Origin of the sequence: Plantibacter sp. H53, assembly GCF_001650455.1 — a bacterium.
In the GTDB taxonomy this organism is placed as follows: Bacteria; Actinomycetota; Actinomycetes; order Actinomycetales; family Microbacteriaceae; genus Plantibacter; species Plantibacter flavus_A.
Map to the genome: position 1 here is coordinate 61,565 of NZ_LWCT01000049.1, position 25,417 is coordinate 86,981.

A 25,417-nucleotide genomic window follows, 5' to 3' on the forward strand; every position below is an offset into this window, starting at 1 on the left:
CCAGGCTATCGCGACCGGGTGAACGGAGGCGGAACGTCCCGTCGCGTTGAGTTGCCCGGATGTGTCGGAAAACGGGCGATACCGGAACAGTTCCGGGCGACTCAGTACAGCCCCGACCCCTTGCCTGTCAGCGGCACACGCCATGATCGCCATATGCCCTTCGCAGACGAGCTCCTCGGCACCGCCGTCGCCCGCACCCTCACCCGCTCGCTCCAGGAGACCGCGCCGGGCACCCCGTTCGACGCCACGGCCCACGCTGCCGAGCGACTCGACGGCCTCGCCCTCCGCGAACGCGCGGACCTCCTGCGCGACGCCCTGCTCGAGGACGTCCCGGGCGACTACGCGACGCTCGCCGGCATCATCCGCACCGCCCAGGCGACGAACCCCGCGTTCACCGGCTGGCTCATCTGGCCGGTGACGAGCGCTGTCGCGGCCCGCGCTGTCGACGAGAGCACCCCCGATGCCTTCGACGACGCCATGCGACTCCTCGCCGAACTCACCGAGCGCCTCAGCGCCGAGTTCGCCATCCGCACCCTGCTCCGCCACGACCTCGACCGTGCGCTCGCAATCGTCCTCGACTGGACCACCTCCGACAACGAGCACGTCCGCCGCCTCGCCAGCGAAGGCACCCGCCCCTACCTGCCGTGGGCGGTGCGCGTGCGGGAGATCGTCGCGAACCCGGGCGTCACCGTCCCGATCCTCGACGCCCTCTACAGCGACCCGAGCGAATACGTGCGCCGCTCCGTCGCCAACCACCTCAACGACCTCAGTCGCGACGACCCCGACCTCGTCGTCGCAACTGCCGACCGTTGGCTCACCGACCCCGACGCCAACACCCCGGCGCTCGTCCGCCACGCACTGCGCACCCTCGTGAAGCGCGGCAACCCGGGTGCCCTCGCGGCCCTCGGCTTCGGCGCGGCGACGACGGAGGTCGAGGGCTTCGCGGTCGACAGCGCCCACATCCCGTTCGGCGGAACGGTCCGATTCGTCGCGACCGTCCGCAACGCCGGCACCGAGACGGCCCGCCTCGCGATCGACTACGTCGTGCACCACCAGAAGGCGAACGGCTCGCAGACGACGAAGACGTTCAAGCTGACGACGACCGAGCTGGCCCCCGGCGAGCACATCCTTCTCACCCGCGAGCACTCGTTCCGCGCGATCACCACCCGCCGCTACCACCCGGGTGCGCACGGGATCGCGCTGCAGGTGAACGGGATCGCAACCGAGCCACTGGCGTTCGAGCTACTGCCGCCGGTGGAGTCCTGATTCAGACGGTCTTACCTGCGGTCAGAAAGGTGCTCTGTCCAGTTCGAGCTGTTCGCTCACGCCCGTCCTCCGACATCACTCTTCGACCACTCGATCCGCAGTTTGCCGCGAGACGCCCTGGCCAGAGCGTCAAGCATCGTCTCCGTGTCCGGGCCTCCCCAGCGCGGTGTCGTCCAGGCGATGTCTCCTTCGCGCACCTCGAGATCGAGCCACCGATGGCCGGGACTGGAATCGGGATACTCCCGCACGAACGCGTCCTGAACGGACTCGCCTGCTCGCGGATGCACAGCGTTCCACCGGTGCCCCCTGGTCGCCGCCCTGATCGAGTCGATGTCAACACCAGCTCGGTGAGCTGCAATGATCGCGAGCTTCACTGCGCCTTGTTTGCTTGAAGCGGTGATGATCTCGTCGCCGAGCACCAGGTCGTATCGCGTGAAATCGCGGCCCGACTCGCGATTCGCTGCCGTCGCAGTCACCTTTCGTCGTTGCTGAATCTGAAAATCTGTGGCCTCTGGCAACGGGATCAACTGCTGCAGATCAACCAACAGCTCGTCGCCGAGTCGATAGGGCGACAGCCTGAAGCAGGCGATATCCGTGCCGTAGTTGTCATTCAGCCACAGCACCGTGCTCGTGACTTCAGTGCTGAAGTCCGCTGAAACGAGAATGATGCGCACTCGGTTCGGCAGTTCCTCAAGCGGCTCCTCGATCCAGTCAGTGAGCTTGAGCTTGGCCTGCTCGAGTTCGACATGGCGTGCTTCTGCATAGGTTTCCACAAGGTGATCGAGCGTCATCGTCGACACCATTGCGGCGTATCGAAGCGACTGGAGATCCATATGGCCACCGTCATCAGTCCGCTTCAATTCGATGACGACGAGATTGCCTCGCCGATCGAGAGCCAGGATGTCGATTCGCCGCGACGAGTCCTTGAACGCTCCGTATTCCTCAGTGATCGCAAGCAGGTCGTCGCCCAGGATCGACAAGTCATTCAGGAGCAGTCGCTGCAGATCCTGGCGTTCGCGGATCTGTTCGGACCCGAAGGTCGTCCGAGGCACGGGCGCGAGGCTGGCTGAGGAGTATCGATAGAGGGGCACGTCGTCATTCTGCTGCACCAGACCCTCGGGCCCAACGCGTGTCGATACACCCGACAGGGGATCCGTGCCGTCACCCAAGTCCGGAATACACATGTATTCTTTCCGCGTGTCCACTCTTTCTTCGCACACTTCCACGCCCGATCTGACCAGCGACCACCCCGCCGCGAGCTGGCGCGTGCGCGCGCCGTGGGTCGCCGCCATCGCCTTCGCGCTCGTCCCCGTGGTGTTCACGGCCGGCGCGTCAGCAGCAGCGCAACTCTCCGGGGCGAGCGAGACCGGAGCAGCCCTCACGCTCGCCGCGGGAGCAGCCGTCTCCGCGATCCTCGGCCTGGTCGTCATGCGCTTGTCGCCGCCTCGAGTCCGCGACTACGGCTTCCGGCGTCCGCGGCGAGCGCGCGTCGCACTCTTGTTCGTCCCGGCCGCAGCCACCGTCCTGATCATCCTCGGCACCCAGGGCATCCGGGTCAACGCACCGACCGTCGCGGCGTACGGAGTCCTCGTCGTCGCCGTCGCGCTGAACGAGGAGACCTGGTTCCGTGGCATCGTGTTCGCGATCCTCCGCGCACGCAGCACCCGCACTGCCGTCGTCGGCAGTTCCGTCCTCTTCGGCGTCCTGCACCTGGCGAACCTCGCTGGCGGCGCGGACGTCGGCTCATCCATCCTGCAGGTGGCGTTCGCAGCCCTGTTCGGCCTCGTCGCCGCCCAACTCCTCGTGCTCACCGGCAGCCTCTGGCCCGCGATCGCCTGGCACGCCGCCTGGAACTTCGTCAGCTTCATCGGCGGCGACTCGACCGACAGCCGGTCGCTCGTCGGACTCGGTGCCGCCTGCGTCGTCATGCTCGGCTACGCGGTGCTCCTCGGGCGACGAACGTCCTCGCGGCCGGACGGCGCAACGACGACCGACGCCCCAGCCCTACCCTGAGAACGTGGACCTGACCGAGCGCCAAACCCAACTCGCCGACGCGGCGCTGCGGATCGTGGCGCGGTCCGGCCTGGGCGCCCTCTCGTTCCGCGCCGTCGCGAGTGAGGACGACTGCTCGCTCGGTTCCGTGCAGAAGGCGTTCCCGAGCAAGCAGCGGATGGTGGCGGCGGCGTTCACGCGACTCCGCGACACCTCGGCACCCCTGCCACCCGGCGAACCGGGCCGCCCGAACCTGCGGCAGTGGCTCGTCGACCTGTTCATCGGCGTCCTCCCGCTCGACGAACCACGCCGAGCCGCACACCGCCAGGGCGAGGTGTTCGCACAAGTCGCGCTGGTCGACCCGGACATCGCCGGCGCCATCGCCGAGAGCGACACCCGACTTCGCGGGCTCATCGCCTCGCTCGTGGCGCGCGGGCGTGCTGAGGGAGAGATCCCCGCGTGGGTCGATCCCGACACCGCCGCCTGGGCCGTCTGGGCGCTCGCGGGCGGCGTCGCCTCCCAGCTCGGCTACGACCCGGAACCCGAGAGCGACGTCCGGAGCAGACTCGATGCGGCGATCGGCGCGCTCCTGGGCGTCGCTGCCACCGACTGACGACCGGCCCATACGACCGATCCAACGCGGATGAACGTCCGCTGAGAATCGCCGAGCGGAGGAATGCCCCACCCCGCCCGAACCGTTCCCCTGAACATGACAACCATCGGAATCATCGGTTCAGGAAACATCGGCTCTCAGCTCGCACGCCTCACGGTGGCGCAGGGTCACGACGTCATCGTGTCCAACTCGCGCGGACCGGAGACGCTCACCGACCTCGTCTCGGAGCTCGGCGAGCACGCCACCGCCGGCACCGCCCTCGACGCGGCCGAGCGTGGCGACATCGTGATCGTGACCATCCCGCTGCACGCGATCGACACCGTCCCCGTCGCACCGCTCGCGGGCAAGATCGTCATCGACACGAACAACTACTACCCCGAGCGCGACGGCCACATCGCCGAGCTCGACGAGGAGACCACCACCACGGCCGAGATGCTGCAGGCGCACCTTCCCGAGTCGAAGGTCGTGAAGGCGTTCAACCACATCTACGCCGCGGACCTCACCACCAAGGGCAAGCCGTCCGGCACCCCGAACCGCCGGGCCCTCGTCATCGCCGGTGACGACGCCGACGCGAAGGCCACCGTCGCCGCCCTCATCGACTCCTTCGGGTTCGAGCCCCTCGACATCGGCGCGCTCTCCGAGGGATGGCGCATCCAGCGCGACACCCCCGGCTACGGCCCGGACGTCGACGCCGACAAGCTGCGCGAACTCGTCGCCGAGGCCAAGCGCTACCGCGACATGTAGGTCACGCCGCGTCGCGAATCGCCCTGGACCGCTCCGAGCCACCGCTCGGCTCGCGGATCAGGGCGATTCGTCGTTCTCGGGGAGTAGGGCGAACGACCTTCGGATGAGCGCGTCCCGTCAGATGAGCGCGTCGACCGCCGCCCAGCCCGCCCCGAAGAGCACGGCGATCCAGCCGGACAGGGCGAGAGCGTCGCGTTCCCTGACGCCGAGCTTGCGAGCGTCCTCGGTCGCGTGGACGACCTGGAGCAGCGCCCCGACGAACAGCAGGAGCGGGGCGATCGCGGGGAGGATCGGCCACTGCTCGACGACCGCGAGTGCTCCGACCACGAGGAGTCCGAGGGTCGGCAGGTTCGTCAGGACGAGGACGGCGAACGCCCGGCCCGACCAAGCCGGCTTGCGGAGGTACTTCATCCACCCGGTGAGGACCACCACGACCGCGAGCGCCAGCAGGGTCAACCAGATCAGTTCTTGAGCCACCGTTGGAGGTTAGCGGGATCCGTCCGACTCGGCCCGCCACTCGAGGAGCAGTGGTGCCCGCTCGAACCCGGCACGGAGGTAGCCCGGCGCGGCGTCCTCGTTCGCGCTGACGGAGACCCGGCCGATGTCGCGAGCGCGTGCGGCATCGAGCAGTCCGTCGATAAGGCGACCGGCGATGCCGCGACCCCGGAACTCCGGGCGGACGAACACGCTCTGGACGTCGCCCGTCAGCCGGCGGAGGGCCCCGATGTTGGGGGCGCGGGAGAACACGACGAGCCACGCCATGCCGACGACCCGGTCGTCCAGGACGGCGACTAGGCACACCCGGGAGTCGGGGTCGACCGCGATCCACGAGGTCAGGTCGTGGGCGAACAGCGCCCGTTCCCAGTCGGCGAGCGGGGCGGCCGGTGGCGACATCAGCAGCTTCAGCTCGGCGAGCCCGGCGGCATCGGCCGGCGTCGCGACGCGGATCTCGACCTCGGGTTCCATGGGTCGAGTGTCGCATGGGCTGGCGGGTCCTGCGTAGGCTGCCCGCATGCACCCGCGAAGCTCGCCCACCCCTGCGGTTCGACGCGCGCTGCGGGTCGCCATCGCTGTTGCGGCGATCGCGGCGCTCAGCTCGTGTGCGCAGACCAACGCCTCGGTTGACGTCGGTGGACCGGCCACCCGCGCCATCTGGAAGCACAAGGATCCGCTGATGAGAGCCCTGGCCGACGCGCGTGCGACCGATCGTGACCGGTTCCTCGCTGAGCTCCGCAGCACTGACGGCAGCTTCCCCAGCGTCTACTGGAATGGCGACGATGACCCGGCGTCGCTCGGGCTGGAGGACGGAGGAGCGGTCGTCCACAACCTGGTCGACGCCGGAGACGAGGCCAGTTTCCAGGGGATCATCGTCACCGGCACCGAAGTCGACCCGGCCGTGTACACCTGCTTCCAGGCGACAGTGCGGTTCGAGCGAGGAGTGGTCGTCGGCTGGAATTCCGACCACGAGGCGGGGCAACCCGACGAACACTGCGCGACGGAGATCGTCGATGTCCTCAGCGAGGATGCGCAGGTGGCGCCGTTCTCGGCATTTGACGGCTGATTGTCGGCCGCACGATGGGGCCGACCGTTCGACAGGCTCAGGGAGCGAGCGCCGCGAAGCGGTCCGAGGCCGCACGCAGCACGGCGCTCTCCTCGGCGCCGCCGTGGCCCTCGGTCTCGACGATCGTCAGCTCGCTCGCCGGCCACAGCTGATGGAGATGCCAGGCGGTCGCGGCCGGTCCGCTGATGTCCCGGCGGCCGTGGACCAGCGCGCCGGGGATGTGCGCGATGCGGTCCATCCGCGACAGCACCGCCCGGTCGCCCGTGAGGAAGCCGTCGTGACTCCAGTAGTGGGTGACGAGCGTCGCGAACGCTTCCCGCTCGGTCGCATCGGCGAACAGCTGGCCGACACGCTCCGGGTGGTCGAGCGACACGTGCGCACTCTCCCAACGGTCCCAGGCGGTCGCGGCGTCGGTGCGCTCGGCCGCGTCGCCCTCGCGGAGACGACGCGCGTAGGCCTCGACGATCCGCTCGCCGTCCCGCCGACCGCTGTCAGCTTCGAACCGCGCCCACTCTTCAGGGAACACACGGCCGACGCCCTCGGTGATCCAGTCGACCTCGTCACGACTCGTGGTCGTCACCGCGACGAGCGCCAGTGCGATCACCCGACCGGGATGCTCCTGCGCGTAGGCGAGGGCGAGGGTCGTCCCCCAGGAGACTCCGGACACGACCCAGCGCTCGACACCCGAGGCGACGCGCACCGCCTCGATGTCGGCGATGAGTCGCTGCGTGGTGTGCTCGTCGAGCTGCTCGCGCGCGTCCACGATGTTCGGCAGGCTGCGTCCGCTCCCACGCTGGTCGATGCCGATGAGTCGGTACCGCGACAGGTCGAAGTGCGAGCGGTACCAGCCGGAGCCGAGCGAGCCGCCGGGGCCGCCGTGCAGCCAGAGCGCGGGAACGCAGTCGGGCTTCCCAGACTCCTCGACGAAGATCGACGCACCGCCGTCCACGTCGATGAAACCGGTGGTGTGCGGGTCGGCTTGCTCCTCGGTCATCCGTGCCACGCTACACAGCTCGGGTCCTGCGTGCAGGCCCTTCGACAGGCTCAGGGACCGGGGGCAGGTGCACCCAGGGACCGGGGAGAGGGCCACCGCCCTTCGACAAGCTCAGGGACCGGAGAATTGGCCCGTCCGTATACTGGGCGCCCATGGGGGAGACGAACGCAGTCACGTCAGGGTCCAAGCAGGTGTGGATCGTCGCCGGAGCACTGATGATCGGGTCGGTCCTGCTCGGCCCGGTCCTGCAGGTGGGTTCCTACCTGGGGCCGACCGGAAGCCTGCTCTCGACCCTGCTCATGGTCGTGTCGATGATCATGTTCGCGATCGGCGCGGACCGTTCCACGAGCGTGACTGCGAGGCGACCGTTCGGGACCGCGGCGCTGATCGGACTCGCCGTGTGGACCGCGGTCGGCACACCCGCGCTCGGCGCCCTGGACACCATGCCCGGCCGCGGCGCCATGATCGGCGTGGGATACGTCGACCTGATCGTCACCTTCGTGCTGGCCGCGATCGCCACCACGCAGATCGCCCGCGCCGGGATCGTGCCCCGCCCGTGGAACCTCGCGCCACTCTGGGTGCTCGTCGCCGCGGCCTCCGTGAGGGTCGTGCAGCTGGTAGTCGTCGTCGCGGCCGGGCCCGACGCGTCGCGATTCGCGCCATTCCTCTCCACCCTCGACAGACTGGGCGGGGCCGTCGCCCCGGTCTTCCTCGGGATCGTCGCGATCGTGCTCGCGAGCCGAGACGCGGGCGTCGCAGCGGCCCACAGGGAGCAGGAGTCGTAGGCTGTCGGGAATCGACCTCGGGGGACGTCACATGCATCGACGCATCGCAGCAGGACTCATCGCACTCACACTCGCCGCCGGACTGAGCGCCTGCAGCGGCGGAGTGACGAGCTACGCCGACCTCGAGCGCGACCAGGCCGATAAGGATCGTCTCCCGGCAAGCACCACCGGAGCCGGGAGCGACGACCCGTTCACGATCGACGCCGACTCCACCCGACTCGTCGCCGTCCAGGGCGACACGGAGATCTTCCTCGCGTCGGCGACGGAGCAGGGTCAATCCCGGATCTGCATCATCGTCTTCGCGGAGACCCAGCCGTTCCGAGCCTGCGGTAGCGGCGACCGCGTCGGCATGAGCGACAGCGTCAACGAGTACACGGTGCTCTCCGACGCCGTCGTCGACACCGCGCTCGACCCCGCCGAGGACTGGACGAAGATCAGCGAGAACGTCTTCACCCGCCCGGTCCAGCCGACGACGAGCGACACGCAGTAACGATCGTCCTCCTGACAGCAGGAGAACGGCCCCGCAGCAGGATGGATGGGCTGCGAGCGTCCTGCTCCCGCGCGGATGTCCGGTTCCCGCGCCCTTCGACAAGCTCAGGGACCGGCGTGGCGCGTCGGGCGGATACGGCCGCGCGATTGCGTGCGCCCTTCGACAAGCTGAGGGACCGGCGTGGCACGTCGGGCGGATACGGCCGCGGGATTGCGTGGGCCCTTCGACAAGCTCAGGGAACGGGAGCGACCGGGGAGCTAGGAGACGAGTCGCTCGCGCAGGCGTTCGCCGGACGGGGCAGTGTCCCGCCGGGTCGGGCTGATCGTCGCCCAGACCTCGTCGAGGGAGAGGCCGAGTACCTCGGCGATGGCGGCGATGGTCGAGAAGGCCGGCGTCGCGACCCGGCCCGACTCGATCTTCCGCAGCGTCTCCGGCGAGAGGCCAGCGTCGAGGGCGATGTCGAGCATCGATCGCTCACCGCGGGCCTCGCGCAGAAGCGCACCGAGGCGCTGACCGCGTTCGACATCGGAGGGGGTGAGCGGGAGGCGGACCATGCGCCCAGTGTAGTACGGGATAGTTTGACCGGTATAGTTATTGGTCGAGCGCCGTTCGCGGCACGAACACCACCGCACCACGAACGCAGCACGCCGATGGAAGGGCCCCGCATGATCGAGATCTTCACCCCCACCGAGGTCGCGAAGGCACGTCGCACCGGCGAGCTCGTCGCGAACATCCTCCACACGCTCAAGCACCGCGTGACGGTCGGCACCAACCTCCTCGAGATCGACCGCTGGGCCAAGGCGATGATCCTCGAGGCCGGCGCCGTCTCCTGCTACGTCGACTACGCCCCCTCCTTCGGTCGCGGTCCCTTCGGCCACTACATCTGCACCGCCGTCAACGACGCCGTCCTGCACGGTCTCCCCCGCGACTACACGCTGGCCGACGGCGACCTCCTCACCCTCGACCTCGCCGTCCTGCTCGACGGCATCGCCGCAGACTCGGCCATCAGCTTCGTCGTCGGCACGGCGACCCCCGAGGACCTCGCGCTCATCGAGACCACCCAGGAGGCCCTCGCCGCCGGCGTCGCAGCCGCCAAGCCGGGTGCGAAGATCGGCGACATCTCCTTCGCGATCGGCACCGTGCTGCGTGGCGCCGGTTACCCGGTCAACATGGAGTTCGGCGGCCACGGCATCGGCACGACGATGCACCAGGACCCGCACGTCTCGAACGACGGTCGCGCCGGCCGCGGCTACAAGCTGCGCCCGGGCCTGCTCCTCGCGATCGAGCCGTGGGTCATGGCCGACACCGACAAGCTCGTCACCGACGCCGACGGCTGGACTCTCCGCAGCGTGACCGGCAGCCGCACGGCCCACAGCGAGCACACCATCGCGATCACCGAGGACGGCGCCGAGATCATGACGCTGCCGACCGTCACGTTCTGAGCACCTGAAGGCCTGTCGAGCACACTCGACCGGCCCGGCACACCGTGTTTAGGCTGGTGACATGACCGACGATCGCCGCACGGTCCTCCGGGGCCGGTACCTGAGCCTCGGCCTCGGTGAGTTGTTCGCTGCCGTCGTGTTCATCTGGGTCGCGTTCGTCTCGGCGCTCCCGTTGCTCGAACAGCCGACCGATGCGCTCGCGTTCTGGTTGGCCCTCCTACCGCTGCTGGTGATCCTCGTGCAGGCCGGCGTCTACTGGCTGCTCGCCCGGCGATGGGTCAGGCAGGGCACGATGCCTCGCGGACTCGCCGCCATCTATCGCGGCTTCCGCGTGCTCGACGCGGTACTGCTGCTCGCCGGACTCATCGGCATCATCGTCTGGTTCCCCGCCCACCCCTTCGCGGTCATCGGCATCCCATTCGTCTGGCTGCTGGGCGTCGTCGAGTACGTGAACTACTTCGTCGTCCGGCTCGCCTACCCACCGTCCGTGTGGTTCCAGCGGGTCGGCGAGTGGCGCACGCCTCGACTCATTCAGGACGTGCGGGCGGCTCTGCGGAGCTGAGGCTCAGCGAGGGGCGCTGAGCGAGCCGACCCATTGCGCGAAGGTCTGCACGCCACGCTGTGCGTCCGGTCCGGCGAGGGTCGTGCCGTCGCGCATCGCCGTGCCGAAACCGCCCGGCAGCGGGATCTGCACGACGGGCCCGCGGATGCCTGTCGCCGCCGTGTACGCCTTGACCATCGCGGCCATCCGCAACTCCTCTGGCCCGGCGAGATCCGCCGGGCGCCCCTGCGGCTCACCCTCCGCCAGCTCCACCAGACGCTCGGCGACTTCGCGCGCGGCGACCGGCTGCGAGGTCATCGTCGGCACCATCGTGACCGGCCCGAAGCGGAACCGCTCGACCATCTGCTGCGCGAACTCGTGGAACTGCGTCGCGCGCAGGATCGTCCACGGGATGCGCCCGGTGCTGACGAGTTCCTCCTGCAGCGCCTTGCCCGCGTAGTAGCCGAAGGGCGCCTTGTCACTTCCGACGATCGACAGCGCGACGTGGTGGGGCACGCCGGCGGCGCCCTCGGCCTCGAGCAGGTTGCGGGTGACCGCCCCGAAGAACCGGCGCGACCGCTGGGCGGACTGGGTGGCCGTCGAGGTCACATCGATGACGACGTCCGCGGCCTCCAGCTGCTGCGCGAGCCCGGCGCCGGTGGCGAGGTCGACGCCGGTGACACGCGACAGCGCGACCACCCGGTGTCCGCGCTCCTGGGCCACCGCGACGACGTGTCGCCCGACCATCCCGCTGCCTCCTGCGACGACGATCTTCATCCGACACTCCCCTTTGCTCGACGGATGTCACTCTATCGGCGGAACGAAGCAGCCGTTCTCGACCGTGATCCGCAGCACGTCGGCATCGGATCGCAGCTCTCGTTCGAAGATGATGGCGTCGTCGCGGAGCTGCGTCGACAGCTCGAGCCCGCCGTGCGACGGCACGATGAGCATCGACCGGAACTCGTCCGAGTCGGCCGCGAGTTCGAGCGGCGGCGCGTACCCGTTGATGAGGTCGACGAGCACGTCCCGACTCGTTCCGACCGGTAGTTCGACCTCGACGGCCATGCGCGCCAGCTTCGTAGCGCGGCCGGACGGCGCCAGACTCCTGCAGGGCGCCTCCGAAGCCTGGGGCGAGAACGCGAACGGCTGTCCGCCCGACGCCGTATCGACCATCCGCCCGAGGAGGTCTGCTGCCACGGCGAACACCTCGTCTCGGGTGGGAAGCTCGTCGTCACGCTGAGGAGCGCTCCGGTCGATCGTCGGCGCCTCTGCCACCGGCGAAGCACGATCACCCCGTGACTCACCGACCTGTGCCGTGCAGGCGACGACCAGTAGCGCGAAGACACTCAGCTGAGCGACCACCGCGACGACGATCGCCACGATCGAACGCCGTCCGAGCGAGCTGGAACGGCCTCCTGGCGGCGCTTCCCCGAGAGAATCGGTGCCCATGTCATCCGGGATCGTGTCCACACCTGCTCCTGTCCTGGCCATGCCACGACGATGGCCGTCGCGATGCTGCAGCGACGGTATCGATCGGGAGCCTCTCGACGGCTCGACAGTTGGTGGGCATGACACGGCGAGCGCGGATCGGGTGCCTGTGGAGCGGTGTCACCGTTGTGCGCCGCCGACGATGCTGCATCGACGAGTTGCAGGCACGTTCACCACGGTGTATAACAAATCTGCACTCCGAGATACAGATCTCAACCCGACCGATCAGGCGTTCCCGGAGCGCACCTCCCGACCGAACCCGACCAGGAACCACCCGACCCCGATGACGACCCTGCAGCACCCCGCCACCACCGGATCCATCCGCACGTCACGCCCGCAGCTCGCGGCACTCCCCCGCACCCTGCGCCGCAGCATCCCGGCGGAGCAGCGTCAGCTGCTCCGCACGCTCGCCGCCACCATCGGCGGCTTCATCCTCGCGACCGGCCTGGTCGGCGCGTTCATCACCGGCTGGTTCGTCCTGCTCGGGCTCCCCGCCGCGGCGATCTTCCTCAGCGCGACCGCGCCCTGAGCGACCCCGCCCTGAGTGATCGCACCCTGAGCGACCAGAGGAGTCGGCGCGGGGATCCCCCTAGAAGTGCGTCCGCAGGAAGGGCGCCTGCTCCGTCGCGAAGGCGAGGTCGAGCGCTCGCACCGCCTCCGACGACCCGGTGATGAGCCCTGCTTCGGCGAGCGCCGACACGCGCGGGCCGCCGAGGATGATGGCCGACAGCTCGTTGATGGTCAGGCGCACAGCGGCGTCGTCGGTCGGCTCCGGCACGTCACCGAGGCGTTCCGCGACCGCGGCCCCGTGTTCGTCGATGCGGAGCGCGAACCGACCGTCGGCGAGACCGAGGGCGTCCTCGACGTCGAGCAGGTGCTCGCGAGGTTCGGACGCCCCGGGGACGGTGAACCGGCGCGCTCCGAGGACGGTCGGCACGTCGACGATGCGGAGCCAGAGCGAGTCGGCTCGCGCGGTGGTCTTGACCGTACGGCGGTCGACGAGTCGCCACTGGATCGCTTCGACCGTCGGAGCCTGGTGGAAGGTGACCTTCGTGGTGAGGCTGATCCCGGTGAGGTGCCGCCAGAGCGCGTAGCGGGCCTCCGGGGTGGTGGCGACGAGGTCGTCGACGACGATCGTGCCCCACTCCTCGCCGACGCGGTAGAGCGCGTAGCCCTGAGGTTCGCCGTCGGCGTCGTCGTAGCGGAGGGCGAGCGTGTCACCCTCACCGTGGCTGAAGTGCCGGATGGTCACCTCACGGAGGGCCTGCTTCCACCAGGCGACACCGCGATCGATGTCGCCGGTGCCGCGGGAGCGCTCGAACAGCGCGGGTGCGATGGTGGCGAGCGAGCGCGGGTCGAGCGTGTGAACGCGGCCGGCGGGCGGCGCACCCCGCCAAGCGACGCGCTTGGGGTCGACCTCGTGCGTGAACTCCCAGGTCGCCGGGGCGAAGCCATAGCGACCGTAGATGGTCGCCTCGCTCGCGGTGAGCGCGACGACCGCGGCTCCGGTGGCCCGCGCGTGGTGGAGTCGGTTCTCCATGAGCGATCGCGCGATGCCTCGACGCTCATGGGAGGTCGAGACGGTCACCTCGGTGATGGCCAGGGCACGGACGGAGCCACCCGGGATCGACAGGGCGGTCGGGAAGGAACCGAGCGTGCCGACGGGGACGAGCGGTTCGGCCGCGGTGTCGTCGTAGACCCCGAGGATGGAGCTGCCGACGAGGAGCTGACGCCGCTCGGCACGCACCGCCACGTCGGTGTCGGGCTTCGACAGGAAGCCGCGGGACGCTGCACCCCACCAGAGGTCGAGGGCGGCGTGGTCCGTGTGGTCGAGCTCGACGGTGCGCAGGTTCATGCGACAAGCCTATTGGGGGTGCTCGGAACGCAGGAGATCGGCGCGAGAGCAGGATGGACGGGCACGAAGCGTCCTGCTGTCGGGCGGATGTCCTGCTGTCGCGCCGGGCGGGTCAGGCGACGTAGACCTTGCGGAGGGTCTCGCGGACGGTCCAGGTGGTGCGGGCGCCGGCGGCGAGTCGGCCGATGGAGCCGGCACGGAGCTCCAGCGACGGGGTGCCGTCGGCGAAGTCGACGGTCGCCTCACCCGAGAGGACCACGAACACCTCGTCGATCTCGGTGTCCTGCACGACACCGACACCCAATTCCCAGACGCCGACCTCGGTGTCACCGACGGCCGCGAGCGACACGATCCCGCTCCGCGGCGACCCCGAGACGACGTCCTGGGGCGCGAGTGGGTTGTCGGCGAGCGCCACGTCAGCGCCCTGGAGCACCGCATTCGGGGCGAGCAGGTGGTCGGTCATGAGGTACCTCTCTGAGCAGGACGGAGGCGGGCGGTGTCGGCGCAGGCCGACGGCCTACCCGACGCCCCAGCCGTAGGCGAGCTTGTGGGCTTCGAGCACGAAGAAGGTCTCGGTCGATCGCACGCCGGGCGTCGGCTGCAGGGTGTCGAGGAGGAACGTCTTGTAGTGGTCCATGTCGCGGCACACGGCCTCGACCATCACGTCGAAGCCACCGCTCGTGAGCACCACGTAGCTCGTCTCCGCGTGCTTCGACAGCTCCTGGCACACCCCGCGCGCCATCCCCGGCTCGCAGCGGATGCCGATGAGCGCCAGGTGGTCGAAGCCGATCGACAGCGGGTTCGCGATGCCGACGATCTGCAGGATCCCGGTGTCCTCGAGTCGCTGGATCCGATAGCGGACGGACGACGCCGGCAGCCCGGTCTCGGTGGCGATCTCGGAGAACGCCTTCCGTCCGTCCTGCTGCAGGATCGCGATCAGCCGACGGTCGATGTCGTCAAGGTCGTTCATGTGGCTCCTCCGGCAGCGGGCGGATGGTCATCTGGCAAGCGTAGCGAGGGAAGCCGTGCGGCTCGGGTGCGGTGTCCGCCCCACCCGAGCCACGAGCCCCGGCCGACCGACCCGAGCGCGGGCGGTCAGCCGAGGCGACGCCGATCGAGCAGACCGAGGGAGGTCGCCGATCGGCGGATCGGTCCGACTAGCGGACGTGGATCGCACCGGTGCGGAGGTCGGTCATGTCGTGCAGCGTGTACATGCCGCCGATCCGACCCCAGCCGGTGCCCTTGCCGCCCGCTCCACCGAACGGCATGTTGATGTCCCACCAGCCGTTGGAGTCGTTGACGATGACCTGGCCGGTCTCCAGCTCCTCCATGAAGCGGTAGGCCTTCGACAGGCTCTCGGTGAACACCGCGGACTGCAGGCCGAGCGCGTCGGCGTTGGCGATGCGGAGGATGTCGTCGTCGTCCTTGGCCGTGAGGATGGGGAGGACCGGGCCGAACGACTCCTCGCGCGACAGCAGGCTGTCCTCGGAGACGCCGTCGACGATCGTGAAGTCGTAGTAGAGGTCCGTCGGATGGCCGGTGGCACGACCGCCGCCGAACAGGATGTCGAAGCCGAGCGAGCGGGCCTCGTCGAGGTGGCGGTCCATCTTCGCGGCGACGCCCTCGTTGTTGAGCGGTCCGAGGTTGATCCCCTCGTCGAACGGGTTGCCGAGTCGTACGGTGGCTTTCGCGTAGGTGAGGGCCGCCTCGACGAAGGCGTCGTGGACGTTGTGGTGGACGATGAGCCGCTCGGTCGCGCAGCAGACCTGCCCGCCGCTGTAGAACGCGGAGTCGACGGCGGCCTTCGCGGCGCGTTCGATGTTCGCGTCCTCGAGGACGACGATCGGGCCGTTGCCGGAGCACTCCATGAGCGAGCGCTTGAGGCCCGCGGTGCGGACGATCTTCGCCCCGGTGGCGGACGAGCCGATGAAGCCGATGGCGTCGATGCCGTCGTGGGACACGAGCTCGGAACCGAACGCGCCGTCGCCGGGGAGGACGCTGACGAGCCCGGCCGGGACGCCCGCTTCGACGAGGCAGTCCATCGCCGCGAGGACCGCGAGGGGCGTGTTGCTCGGCGGCTTGACGATGCAGGCGTTGCCGGTCGCGAGGCCCGGGGCGACGAACTCGCTGAACATGAGGAGCGGGAAGTTCCAGGGCGTGATGATGCCCCAGACGCCGACCGGTGCGCGCCAGGTGAACATGCGCTTGTCGATGTCGCTCGACGGCAGCGTCTCGCCGTACAGACGGAGGGCGTCCTCGGCGTGGAGGTGGAAGAGCTGTGCGGCCTCGGCGATGTCGGCGATCGACTCGGCGAGCGGTTTGCCCTGCTCCAGCGTCTGCAGGCGGGCGAGCTCTTCCACCCGGGCGTTGATCGCGTCGCCGACCCGGTGACAGATCTCCGCGCGCTTGAACACGCCGAGCCTCCGCCACTCCCGCTGCGCCTCGTGCGCACGTCGCACCGCCTCGTCGAGTTCGGCGGTGCCGGCCACGGGGATCGACGCGATGACGTCACCGGTGACGGGGCTGATCACCTCCGAGCGCTCCGAGCTGGATCCGTCGGTGAACTCGCTGGCGATGAAGAGCTGGGTGCGAGTGGGTGTCGGCAACGTGGTCATTCCGGACCTCCTGGTGTCGTGGCTGGGCCGACGACGCCGAACAGCGTCGTGCGGATGTCGTCGGGAGAATGTGGGATCAGCCTAGGACCTTGCGATTCCTCGAACAAGCAGTATTGTTTCGTCAAAGTTACGATTACAACAACGAGACCGGCACGATCTTGTCGTAACAACAATTCTTCGGCACATTGAGTGCACCAGCAGCGAGACAGCGACGTCCCGTCCCCCACGAATCGAGAAGAGCCCATGTCGACCGAACACGTCACCAGCACCGACGAGACCACGCACCTGCCCAAACGGATGCGCTGGTTCGACGGCTTCGCCATGGCGATGACCATGCCAGCCGCGCTCATCGCCACCCTCGGCGCCTCCATCACCGGCCTCGGCGGCTGGGGGGCCGCCGTCCTGTGGGCGATCTCCATGATCCTCGCCATGGGCGTCAACTGGATCTACACCGAGCTCGCCACCATGTTCCCGAACTCCTCCGGCGGCATCGCGCACTACGCGGCCGAAGCGTGGAAGTCGCGCGCACCCTGGGTCGCACCGATCACGGGCGTCGGTTACTGGCTCCCCTGGGGCACCAACCTCGCCACCTACGGCGCGGTCACCGGTGCACTCATCCAGGCGCAGTGGTTCCCGAACGAGGACTGGGTGATCCAGCTCGGCCCGATCTCCATCACCTTCCCGATCCTCATCGGGCTCGGCGTCATCGGCGTGATGTACCTCATCAACGTCATCGGCGTCCGCGTCACGATGGCGTTCGTCTACATCACCGCGGGCATCCTGCTCATCCCGCTGTTCGTGTTCATCGTCTTCCCGCTGTTCAGCGCCGACTGGGCACCGCTCGACCTCACCTGGAAGCTCGAGGGCATCGAGGGCCTGCACACCGCGATCGTCTGGCTGTACATCATGGCGTGGACCACCTTCGGCATCGAGGTCTGCGCGACCTTCGCCCCGGAGTACCGCGACTCGGTGAAGGACACGACCAAGGCGATCAAGGCCTCCGTCCTCTTCTGCCTCGGCGTCTTCTTCGTCATCCCGCTGACCCTCGGCGGCTACGCGGGTGAAGCGGCGATCGCCGACAACCCGGCGACCTTCTTCGTCGCCAGCTTCGCCTCGCTCGTCGGTGGCGCTGCGGACGTCATGGTGCTCTGCCTCATCGCCTCGCTGCTGCTCATCATGACCACCTCGGTGGCCGACGCCTCACGCGTGCTGTTCAACATGGGCAAGGAGCGCGTCACCGTCCCGTCGCTCGGCGTGCTCAACCGTCGCGGTGTGCCGTTCCGCTCGCTCAACGTGATGCTCGTCATGAACGTCGTGATCCTCGTCGTGCTGCAGAACCCGCTCGCGATCATCGTGACCGGCAACCTCGGCTACATCCTCACGCACTTCTTCGCCGTCTCCGGCTTCTTCCTCCTGCGCAAGGACCGCCCCGACGCCGTCCGCCCGATCCGCCTGCCGCGCTTCTTCGTGCCGCTATCGGTCGTGCTCTCGGTGCTCCTCGCGATCATCCTCGTCGTCGGCGCCACCGGGTTCTCCACCACGGGCTACGGCGGGTTCCTCGAGCTCGGTATCGCGCTCGGGCTGCTCGCACTGGGCGTCGTGATCTGGCTGTTCGTGCAGCGGAGCACCAAACGCGACGCGGGGCTCGGGAGCGGCGGGGCATCCGCCGGCACCCCGCGTGCCGAGGCCGAACGCACCGACGCCGCCCGCACCGACTGACCGCACAACACGCGACCGCACCGAACCACGCACCACAGGGGACCCATCATGAGAACCACATACGAACTGGCCGAAGAGCTCGCCGACACCGCACGCCTGCGGGAACAGCTGGCCTCGGCCGAACCGGAGCCGTACTGGCTCGACGACCCGGCACGGCCCGCTCCGCTCCCCCGCCTCGAGGCGGACGTCGAGACGGACCTGGCGATCGTCGGTGGTGGGTACTCGGGCCTGTGGACCGCCCTGCTCGTGAAGGAGCGCGACCCGGACCGCCGGGTCGTGCTCCTCGAGGGCCGGCGCATCGCGTGGGCGGCGTCCGGTCGCAACGGCGGGTTCTGCGAGCCGAGCCTCACCCACGGCTCGTCGAACGGCAAGAGCCGCCTACCGCACGAGTTCGACCGCCTGGAGGAGCTGGGACGCGAGAACCTGCGCGAGATCGGCGAGACCATCGCCCGGTACGGCATGGACTGCGACTGGGAGGAGACGGGGCTGCTGCAGGCGGCGACGGCTCCCCACCACGTCGACTGGCTGCGGGAGAGTGCCGAGGAGCACGGCGCGCGGTTCCTCGACCGCGAGGCGATGCAGGCGGAGGTCCACTCGCCGATCTTCCAGGCCGGTCTGTTCGAGCCGACCGGCGCGGCGCTCGTCAACCCGGCGAAGCTGGCGTGGGAGCTGCGACGCGTCTGCCTCGACCTCGGTGTCGAGATCCACGAGTACACGCACGTCCGCTCGATCCGGTCCGACGCGACGTCGGTCACCCTCACGACCACGCACGGCTCGGTCGTCGCGAAGCACGTCGCCCTCGGCACCAACGTCTTCAAGGCCCTCATCCCGAGTGCCCGGAAGTACACGGTGCCGGTCTACGACTACGCGCTCATGACGAACCCGCTCTCCGCAGAGCAGCTCGAGAGCCTGGGTTGGAAGGGGCGGCAGGGCATCTCCGACCTCGACAACCGCTTCCACTACTCGCGGCTCACGACCGACGCGAACGGGTCTACCCGCATCCTCTACGGCGGCTACGACGCGGTCTACAACTACGGCGGGCGCGTCGAGCCGCGGTTCGACCAGCGCGCGGAGTCCTTCCTCAAGCTCGCCGCCCACTTCGCCCACACCTACCCGCAGCTCGCCGACCTCGGCTTCTCCCACAAGTGGGGCGGGGCGATCGACACCTGCGGGCGGTTCTTCTCCTTCTTCGAGACCGCGCACGGCGGCAAGGTCGCCCACGCGGCCGGGTTCACCGGGCTCGGCGTCGGAGCGACGCGGTACGGCGCGAACGTCATGCTCGACCTCCTCTCCGGGACGCCGACCGAGCGCACGACGATGGACTTCGTCCAGAAGAAGCCGACGCCGTTCCCGCCCGACCCGCTCGCGTTCATCGGTGCGCGCATCTCGCTGTCGGAGATGGCCCGAGCCGACCGCAACGAGGGCAAGCGTGGGCTCTGGCTCCGCACGATGGACGCCGTCGGGCTGGGCTTCGACTCCTGAGCGGGGTTTCGACGCAGGAGCCGCCGTCCAACCCATGACAGGCGGAGCGTGGTTCGATACGGTGCAGGTGGTGGTCCCGCTCACGTCGAACCCGCACAGCTCGCATCGGCCGGCAACGGACACCGCACCGCACCAGCAGCACCTCAGACAAAGGAGCACACCAGTGAGCGACTACGCCGTCGTCAACCCCGCGACCGGAGAGACTCTCCGCGACTACCCGACGATCACGGACGAGGAGCTGCAGCAGGCGATCACCGCCGCGTCCGCCGCCCACGAGGAGTGGTCGCGTCGCGCTCCCGTCGCCGACCGCGCCGCGCTCATCGCCCGCGTCGCCGCCCTCCACACGGAGCGTCGCGAGCAGCTGGCCGAGATCGCCGTCCGCGAGATGGGCAAGACGTATGAGCAGGCGCTCGGTGAGGTCGACTTCGCCGCCGCGATCTACCAGTACTACGCCGACAACGGTGAGGCCTTCTCCGCCGACGAGCCGATCGAGCTGTCCGACGGCACCGGTTCGGCGTTCATCCGTCGTGCGTCGCTCGGCGTGCTGCTCGGCATCATGCCGTGGAACTTCCCGTACTACCAGGTGGCGCGGTTCGTCGGCCCGAACGTGGTCAACGGCAACACCATCCTCCTCAAGCACGCCCCGCAGTGCCCCGAGTCGGCGCTGGCGATCGCGCAGATCTTCGACGACGCCGAAGCCGAGCTGGGCGCCCACGATTCCGTGTACGTGAACATCTTCGCGACGAACGACCAGATCGCGACGGTCATCGCCGACCCGCGCGTGCAGGGCGTCTCGGTCACCGGTTCGGAGCGCGCCGGTTCCGCGGTCGCCGAGCTGGCCGGCAAGCACCTCAAGAAGGTCGTGCTCGAGCTCGGCGGGTCCGACCCGTTCATCCTGCTGTCGACCGACGACCTCGACGCCGCCGTCCAGGACGCCGTCAACGCCCGCCTCGACAACAACGGGCAGTCCTGCAACGCCGCCAAGCGCTTCATCATCATCGACGAGCTGTTCGACGACTTCGCCGCGAAGTTCACCGAGGTCTTCACCGCGAACGCCCCGGCCGACCCGATGGCGGAGAGCACGCAGCTCGGCCCGCTGTCGTCGGCCGCCGCGACGGAGCGACTCGGCGAACAGCTGGGACGTGCGAAGGCGCAAGGCGCGACGATCCTCGCTTCGGGCGAACCGGATGGGAACTTCTTCCCGCCGGCCGTGCTCACCGACGTCACGCCCGAGATGGACGCGTTCCACGAGGAGTTCTTCGGCCCCGTCGCCGCGCTCTACCGGGTCGCGTCCGAGGAGGAGGCGGTGCGCCTTGCGAACGACACCCCGTTCGGCCTCGGCTCCTACGTGTACACGACCGACCAGGAACAGGCGCTGCGGGTCGCGGACGGGATCGACGCCGGCATGGTGTGGATCAACCTCGTGCTCGGCGACGCGGCGGAGCTGCCCTTCGGCGGCGTGAAGCGCTCCGGCACCGGCCGCGAGATGGGCAAGCCCGCCATGGACGAGTTCGTCAACAAGAAGCTCATCCGCATCGCGTAGGTGCTTCGGCCCCGGCCACCGACGCCCCCGTCCGGTCACTGAGCCTGTCGAAGTGCGGTCCCGCCCCATGTCGACCGCCCTTCGACACGCTCAGGGACCGGGATGGGGTGCGCGCGAGGACCGGGACACGGTGCACCCGCTCACTGCGCTCCTCACCCGCGGAACGCTTTCCGGCCACTGAGCTTGTCGAAGTGCCTCGTACGCACCTCGACAAACTCGGTGGCCGAGCTGCGCTCGGTGGCCGAACGTCCCCCACAGGGCGTGCATCACTCCCGTTGTCCACAGGGCGCGCGCACCCGACCAGATGCGATGACGTCGCGAGCTAGCCTTTCGAGGAGGGCGAGGCTCGTCAGTCTGGGGCACGGTCGAGTTGCGTCAGCGGCTTCAAATATCTAGCCCCCTCTTCATCTTGAAATCAATGGGGGGCTTGAGTAGAATGATGCCGAGGCCACAGAAGTACCGCGATGTGGTGAGGTTCCTCAGCTCGAAAGGCTGGGTGCTGCTCCGGTAGCAGAAGGGTTCCCACGAGAAATGGGGCAATCCGGAGAACGGGCGCGAGTATCTGACGATTCCACATCACGAGGTGTCGGCCGGAATCGTGAAGCAGCTCATCGAGATGTTCCCGGATGCGCCGAGCGGGTGGAAGTAGCGCACCGCACCGCTCGACCGCGCCGACAGACAATCAGGAGGCCCGCGAATGACCGCAGCAACCGTGGCCCAGACGCTCGACGTCGTGACCTACCTCGACGGCAAGTGGTGGACGTTCGAGATCCCCTCGCTCACCACCGACTCCCCCCGAGGCGCGGGACACCGGATCGTCGCCATGGGCTCAGCGAAGAGGTTCAAGGACATCGCTGCAGCTGCCCGCGACGTCGCGGCCCTGTGGCTCGATCTCGATGACTACCACGGGGACGTCGTTGTGACGGTCCGGGATGAGGCGGTCGACCTCTGGGGCGAATCCAACACCCTTGAAGAGCAGGCACGCCAGCAGGTGCGCGAGGCAGCGCGCAAGCGCCGCGAGGCCGTCCTGAGCCTCATCGCCAAGGGAGCCAGCCAGAGCGACGCCGCGGCCGTCTTCGGGGTCTCGGTGCAACGTGTGAGCCAGCTCGTGCACTGACGCTCGTCGATCGGCAGTCCCCACCGAGAACCTCCCCGGTCGCTGAGCCCCATCCGGTCACTGAGCCTGTCGAAGTGCAGTCCCGCCCCGATGACCACCGCCCTTCGACAAGCTCAGGGACCGAAGGGGTGAATCTGGGAACGAGGGTGCACGACGCGCGAATTCGTCAGCCGTCGGCGAGCTGGAGGGCGCTCCACAGCTCGGCTCGGTCGCCGAAGCGGGAGAGGTCGAGGTCGAGCAGCGACTCCAGCGTGCCGATGCGCGCTCGGAGGGTCTGCCGGTGGATCCCGAGGCGGCCAGCCGCCTGATCGGTCACGCAGTTCGCCTCCAACCAGACCCGAGCCGTGGTCACGTGGACCGCACGAGCCTCAGCGCCGAGCCCGCCCAGCGGCTCGAGCAGCCGGTTCGCCAGCACCTCCCCGCCCGACGCACTCAGCAACCCGAGCAACCCTTGCTCGGCGAGCGCCTCGTATCGCACGAGTCGCGGCGTCTCCCCCGCCGATGCGCGCGCCCGCTCGGCCTCGGACAGCCCGTCCCGCAACCCCTCCCAGCTCGTCCTCGCCGACACCCCGCCCGACAGCCCGTGGCGGCCGACGACGGCGTCCCAGAGCCCGGTGTCCGCGTCGCTCGACACGATGACGATCCGTTCGTCCTGCTCGGCGAAGAACAGCTTGCCGCCATGCGCCGCGGCCTGCACGTCGAGTTCCGAGAGGAAGCCCAGCTCACCCTCGGGGATGTCGACCACGGCGACGCGGATCGGGTCGGGCGGCAGCGGCCCCCAGAGCCGCTGGGCGGTGCGCTCGGCGACCGCGCGGTCGCCGGAGAGCAGCAGCTCGAGGAGCCCGGAGCGCAGCTGCCGGCGTGCGAGGTCGAGGGCGCTGTGCTGCTCGAGGGCGATGCTCGCGAGGCCGATGACACTGGAGACGAGGTCGTGCTCGGCGTGGTCGAGCGGCACACTGGACCCGACCGCGAGGATGCCCCGCAGCTCGCCTCGGCGGCCGAGCGTCAGCAGCGTCGCGCCCTCCGCTCCGTCCGCGAGGTGCAGTCCGGCCCGCGACCCGCGCCGCAGCACCTCGGCGACGGCGGCCTCCACGCCCTCCGGCACCGGCTCGCGCGTCCTCGTGGTGACCCGGTTGCCGAGCGCGTCGTACAGCGCGACCCAGCAGCCGAGCTGCTGACCCAGCTCCGCGAGGATCGCCGTCAGGCCGTCGGGTCGGAGCGCCGCCCTCGCGACCGCACGCTGGGCGGCGAGCGACCACTCCAGCGACGCCACTCGTGCGGCTGCGACCGCGTCGGCGACGAACCGGATGATCCCGATGAACGGAGTCCGCTCGCCCACCTCGAGCAGGGTGAACCCGTGTCGCTCGCAGGCGAGGACGAGCCGCTGGGGGATGTCGGCGTGGATGATCCCGGTGGCGAACCCGAGCGCGAGCACACCCCGGGCGGAGAGGCGCCGGACGTACTCGTCGGCGCGGCGGTCGGCGAGCTCGTCGCTCATCTCGCCGGTGAACTGCATGCCGTCGGTGAGAAGCAGCTGGCCGGGCTCCAGCCAGGGTGTCGGGTCGCCGAGGTCGGAGCTGTGCACCCAGGCGATGTCGCGGTCGAGGACGTCGGCGTCACCCTCGACGACGAGGCCGAGCTTGAAGACCGGCTCGGCCATGAGCGTGCGCAGGGACACGTTCGAGGACGCACGGCCGACCTCGCCAGCGATCACTGAAGTGGTGGACATGTGCCGAAGTTACCACTGATCCCGCCATGTACATCGGCCGCATCGATTGCCAGGCTGCAGGAGTGATCAATGACTTCCTCTCCGGCCTCGACAACGCCGGCGTCCGCGACGCCGACACCCAGCGCGTCCTGCACTCCTGGTCCGCCCAGAGCACGCTCAAGCCGCTCCCCATCGCGGGCGGCCTCGGCAGCACCGTGTGGGACCACGACGGACGCCACTACCTCGACTTCTCCAGCCAGCTCGTCAACGTGAACCTCGGGTACCAGCACCCGAAGGTCGTCGCGGCGATCCAGGAGCAGGCGGCGCAGCTCACCACGATCGCGCCCGCCGCGGCGAACGCGACCCGCGCCGAGGCGGCTCGTCTCATCCTCGAGCGTGCGCCCGAGGGCTTCGAGAAGGTCTTCTTCACCAACGGCGGCGCCGACGCGAACGAGAACGCGATCCGCATGGCACGCATCGCCACCGGCCGGGACAAGGTCATCTCGACCTACCGCTCGTACCACGGCAACACGGGCGCGGCCATCGTCGCGACGGGCGACTGGCGCCGCATCCCCAACGAATACGCGCGCGGTCACGTGCACGTGTTCGGCCCCTACCTCTACCGCACCGAGTTCTGGGCCACGACGCCGGAGGAGGAGTCGGAGCGCGCCCTCCGTCACCTCGAGCGCACCGTCCAGGCCGAGGGTCCCGGCTCGATCGCCGCGATCCTCCTCGAGACCGTCCCCGGCACCGCCGGCATCCTGACGCCGCCGCCCGGCTACCTCGCGGGGGTCCGCGCGATCGCGGACCGCTACGGCATCATGCTCATCCTCGACGAGGTCATGGCCGGCTTCGCCCGCACCGGTGAGTGGTTCGCGTTCGACGCGTTCGACGTGCGACCCGACCTCATCACCTTCGCGAAGGGCGTCAACTCCGGCTACGTGCCGCTCGGTGGCGTCATCGTCTCCGAGCACATCGCCCGCGTCTTCGACGAGCAGGTGTTCCCTGGCGGACTCACGTACTCCGGCCACCCGCTCGCCGCCGCGAGTGTCGTCGCGACGCTCACCGCCATGGCCGAGGAAGGCGTCGTCGAACATGCCAAGGCGATCGGCGCCGACCACATCGGGCCCGCGCTCCGCTCCCTCGCCGAGCGCCACGAGCTCATCGGCGAGGTCCGCGGCAGCGGCGTGTTCTGGGCGGTCGAGCTCGTCGAGGACCGCGACACCCGCGCACCACTCGATGCGGCGGCGATGGGTCGGTTCAAGACGTCCCTGCTCGAGGCCGGCCTCCTGCCGTTCATCAGCGAGAACCGCATCCACGTCGTCCCGCCCGCCGTCGTGACCGCCGACGAGGTCGCCTCGGGTGTCGCCATCATCGACGCCGCCCTCGGGGAGCTGCGCGCATGAGCGGCGAGCGGGACCCGTTCTGGGACTCGGTGTCGGGACTCCCGACCCCGGCCCCG

At 69.3% G+C, this 25,417-nt stretch carries 27 protein-coding genes; 15 read left to right on the plus strand and 12 right to left on the minus strand.

The features are described 5' to 3' along the window. The first annotated feature begins 153 nt into the window (after positions 1-153). A complete protein-coding gene (locus A4X17_RS16730) occupies positions 154-1,266 on the plus strand; it encodes a DNA alkylation repair protein (RefSeq protein WP_064296790.1) in 1,113 nt (370 codons plus the stop codon). A 56-nt stretch (positions 1,267-1,322) separates the two neighbouring features. Here the strand turns inward: A4X17_RS16730 and A4X17_RS16735 are convergent, their stop codons facing one another. After that, positions 1,323-2,375, minus strand: a complete 1,053-nt coding sequence (locus A4X17_RS16735; protein WP_082916250.1) for a hypothetical protein — start codon at positions 2,373-2,375, stop codon at positions 1,323-1,325. 88 nt (positions 2,376-2,463) lie between these two features. On the opposite strand from A4X17_RS16735, the gene A4X17_RS16740 reads away from it, so the two are divergent. From A4X17_RS16740 to A4X17_RS16750, 3 genes are all read left to right on the plus strand, one after another. After that, a complete protein-coding gene (locus tag A4X17_RS16740; RefSeq protein ID WP_197479113.1) occupies positions 2,464-3,279 on the plus strand; it encodes a CPBP family intramembrane glutamic endopeptidase in 816 nt (271 codons plus the stop codon). Positions 3,280-3,283: 4 nt separating this feature from the next. Continuing rightward, on the plus strand, positions 3,284-3,871 hold the full coding sequence (locus A4X17_RS16745; RefSeq protein ID WP_064296793.1) for a TetR/AcrR family transcriptional regulator: 588 nt from the start codon (positions 3,284-3,286) through the stop codon (positions 3,869-3,871). Positions 3,872-3,967: 96 nt separating this feature from the next. After that, the gene (locus tag A4X17_RS16750; protein ID WP_064296794.1) at positions 3,968-4,615 is read left to right on the plus strand and encodes an NADPH-dependent F420 reductase; all 648 of its coding nucleotides are present in this window, start codon (positions 3,968-3,970) and stop codon (positions 4,613-4,615) included. A 117-nt stretch (positions 4,616-4,732) separates the two neighbouring features. Here A4X17_RS16750 and A4X17_RS16755 read toward each other — a convergent pair whose 3' ends face one another. Then, positions 4,733-5,092 carry a hypothetical protein gene (locus tag A4X17_RS16755; RefSeq protein WP_064296795.1) on the minus strand — a complete coding sequence of 120 codons (360 nt, stop codon included), beginning with the start codon at positions 5,090-5,092 and terminating at the stop codon, positions 4,733-4,735. A 9-nt stretch (positions 5,093-5,101) separates the two neighbouring features. Then, positions 5,102-5,581, minus strand: a complete 480-nt coding sequence (locus A4X17_RS16760; protein WP_064296796.1) for a GNAT family N-acetyltransferase — start codon at positions 5,579-5,581, stop codon at positions 5,102-5,104. 46 nt (positions 5,582-5,627) lie between these two features. On the opposite strand from A4X17_RS16760, the gene A4X17_RS16765 reads away from it, so the two are divergent. Further along, a complete protein-coding gene (locus tag A4X17_RS16765) occupies positions 5,628-6,176 on the plus strand; it encodes a hypothetical protein (RefSeq protein ID WP_197479114.1) in 549 nt (182 codons plus the stop codon). 37 nt (positions 6,177-6,213) lie between these two features. Here A4X17_RS16765 and A4X17_RS16770 read toward each other — a convergent pair whose 3' ends face one another. Continuing rightward, positions 6,214-7,170, minus strand: a complete 957-nt coding sequence (locus tag A4X17_RS16770; RefSeq protein WP_064296798.1) for an alpha/beta fold hydrolase — start codon at positions 7,168-7,170, stop codon at positions 6,214-6,216. A gap of 152 nt (positions 7,171-7,322) precedes the next feature. Between A4X17_RS16770 and A4X17_RS16775 the strand changes: the two genes are divergently transcribed. Together A4X17_RS16775 and A4X17_RS16780 are read left to right on the plus strand one after the other, a co-directional pair. After that, positions 7,323-7,955 (plus strand): hypothetical protein, encoded by a 633-nt coding sequence (locus A4X17_RS16775; RefSeq protein ID WP_064296799.1) that lies wholly within the window; start codon positions 7,323-7,325, stop codon positions 7,953-7,955. A 31-nt stretch (positions 7,956-7,986) separates the two neighbouring features. Next, complete coding sequence (locus A4X17_RS16780; protein WP_064296800.1) at positions 7,987-8,445, plus strand: hypothetical protein; 459 nt, start codon at positions 7,987-7,989, stop codon at positions 8,443-8,445. A 257-nt stretch (positions 8,446-8,702) separates the two neighbouring features. On the opposite strand, the gene A4X17_RS16785 is transcribed toward A4X17_RS16780, so the two are convergent. Next, positions 8,703-8,999: a helix-turn-helix domain-containing protein gene (locus A4X17_RS16785; RefSeq protein WP_064296801.1), complete on the minus strand. Its 297-nt coding sequence runs from the start codon at positions 8,997-8,999 to the stop codon at positions 8,703-8,705. A gap of 111 nt (positions 9,000-9,110) precedes the next feature. On the opposite strand from A4X17_RS16785, the gene map reads away from it, so the two are divergent. Both map and A4X17_RS16795 read left to right on the plus strand, forming a co-directional pair. After that, positions 9,111-9,887: a type I methionyl aminopeptidase gene (gene map / locus A4X17_RS16790; protein ID WP_064296802.1), complete on the plus strand. Its 777-nt coding sequence runs from the start codon at positions 9,111-9,113 to the stop codon at positions 9,885-9,887. Positions 9,888-9,948: 61 nt separating this feature from the next. Then, positions 9,949-10,449 (plus strand): hypothetical protein, encoded by a 501-nt coding sequence (locus A4X17_RS16795; RefSeq protein ID WP_064296803.1) that lies wholly within the window; start codon positions 9,949-9,951, stop codon positions 10,447-10,449. A gap of 3 nt (positions 10,450-10,452) precedes the next feature. Here the strand turns inward: A4X17_RS16795 and A4X17_RS16800 are convergent, their stop codons facing one another. Both A4X17_RS16800 and A4X17_RS16805 read right to left on the minus strand, forming a co-directional pair. After that, positions 10,453-11,205 (minus strand): SDR family oxidoreductase, encoded by a 753-nt coding sequence (locus A4X17_RS16800; protein ID WP_064296804.1) that lies wholly within the window; start codon positions 11,203-11,205, stop codon positions 10,453-10,455. 27 nt (positions 11,206-11,232) lie between these two features. Continuing rightward, positions 11,233-11,877, minus strand: a complete 645-nt coding sequence (locus tag A4X17_RS16805) for a hypothetical protein (protein ID WP_157583587.1) — start codon at positions 11,875-11,877, stop codon at positions 11,233-11,235. Between the two features lie 322 nt (positions 11,878-12,199). Here A4X17_RS16805 and A4X17_RS16810 point away from each other — a divergent pair, with 322 nt between their 5' ends. Further along, complete coding sequence (locus A4X17_RS16810) at positions 12,200-12,445, plus strand: hypothetical protein (protein WP_064296806.1); 246 nt, start codon at positions 12,200-12,202, stop codon at positions 12,443-12,445. A gap of 60 nt (positions 12,446-12,505) precedes the next feature. Here A4X17_RS16810 and A4X17_RS16815 read toward each other — a convergent pair whose 3' ends face one another. The 4 genes from A4X17_RS16815 to A4X17_RS16830 all read right to left on the minus strand — a co-directional run bounded on the left by A4X17_RS16815 (position 12,506) and on the right by A4X17_RS16830 (position 16,386). Further along, positions 12,506-13,771, minus strand: coding sequence for a GNAT family N-acetyltransferase (locus A4X17_RS16815; protein WP_064296807.1), 1,266 nt, complete (start codon positions 13,769-13,771; stop codon positions 12,506-12,508). A gap of 112 nt (positions 13,772-13,883) precedes the next feature. Beyond that, positions 13,884-14,234, minus strand: coding sequence for a cupin domain-containing protein (locus A4X17_RS16820; protein ID WP_064296808.1), 351 nt, complete (start codon positions 14,232-14,234; stop codon positions 13,884-13,886). A gap of 54 nt (positions 14,235-14,288) precedes the next feature. Beyond that, on the minus strand, positions 14,289-14,741 hold the full coding sequence (locus A4X17_RS16825; RefSeq protein WP_056013555.1) for an Lrp/AsnC family transcriptional regulator: 453 nt from the start codon (positions 14,739-14,741) through the stop codon (positions 14,289-14,291). A 187-nt stretch (positions 14,742-14,928) separates the two neighbouring features. Beyond that, positions 14,929-16,386, minus strand: a complete 1,458-nt coding sequence (locus A4X17_RS16830) for an aldehyde dehydrogenase (protein ID WP_064296809.1) — start codon at positions 16,384-16,386, stop codon at positions 14,929-14,931. A gap of 243 nt (positions 16,387-16,629) precedes the next feature. Between A4X17_RS16830 and A4X17_RS16835 the strand changes: the two genes are divergently transcribed. The 4 genes from A4X17_RS16835 (at position 16,630) to A4X17_RS16850 (ending at position 22,247) form a co-directional block, all read left to right on the plus strand. Then, positions 16,630-18,105, plus strand: coding sequence for an APC family permease (locus A4X17_RS16835; RefSeq protein ID WP_082916253.1), 1,476 nt, complete (start codon positions 16,630-16,632; stop codon positions 18,103-18,105). Positions 18,106-18,153: 48 nt separating this feature from the next. Further along, positions 18,154-19,587: an FAD-binding oxidoreductase gene (locus A4X17_RS16840; protein ID WP_064296810.1), complete on the plus strand. Its 1,434-nt coding sequence runs from the start codon at positions 18,154-18,156 to the stop codon at positions 19,585-19,587. Between the two features lie 163 nt (positions 19,588-19,750). Then, positions 19,751-21,130 carry an NAD-dependent succinate-semialdehyde dehydrogenase gene (locus tag A4X17_RS16845; protein ID WP_064296811.1) on the plus strand — a complete coding sequence of 460 codons (1,380 nt, stop codon included), beginning with the start codon at positions 19,751-19,753 and terminating at the stop codon, positions 21,128-21,130. Between the two features lie 697 nt (positions 21,131-21,827). Further along, positions 21,828-22,247, plus strand: a complete 420-nt coding sequence (locus A4X17_RS16850; RefSeq protein ID WP_064296812.1) for a helix-turn-helix domain-containing protein — start codon at positions 21,828-21,830, stop codon at positions 22,245-22,247. Positions 22,248-22,413: 166 nt separating this feature from the next. Here A4X17_RS16850 and A4X17_RS16855 read toward each other — a convergent pair whose 3' ends face one another. Next, entirely contained in the window at positions 22,414-23,976 is a 1,563-nt protein-coding gene (locus tag A4X17_RS16855; RefSeq protein WP_064296813.1) for a PucR family transcriptional regulator, read from the minus strand. Positions 23,977-24,002: 26 nt separating this feature from the next. Between A4X17_RS16855 and A4X17_RS16860 the strand changes: the two genes are divergently transcribed. Next, positions 24,003-25,361 carry an aspartate aminotransferase family protein gene (locus tag A4X17_RS16860; RefSeq protein ID WP_082916254.1) on the plus strand — a complete coding sequence of 453 codons (1,359 nt, stop codon included), beginning with the start codon at positions 24,003-24,005 and terminating at the stop codon, positions 25,359-25,361. Positions 25,362-25,417 lie beyond the last annotated feature (56 nt).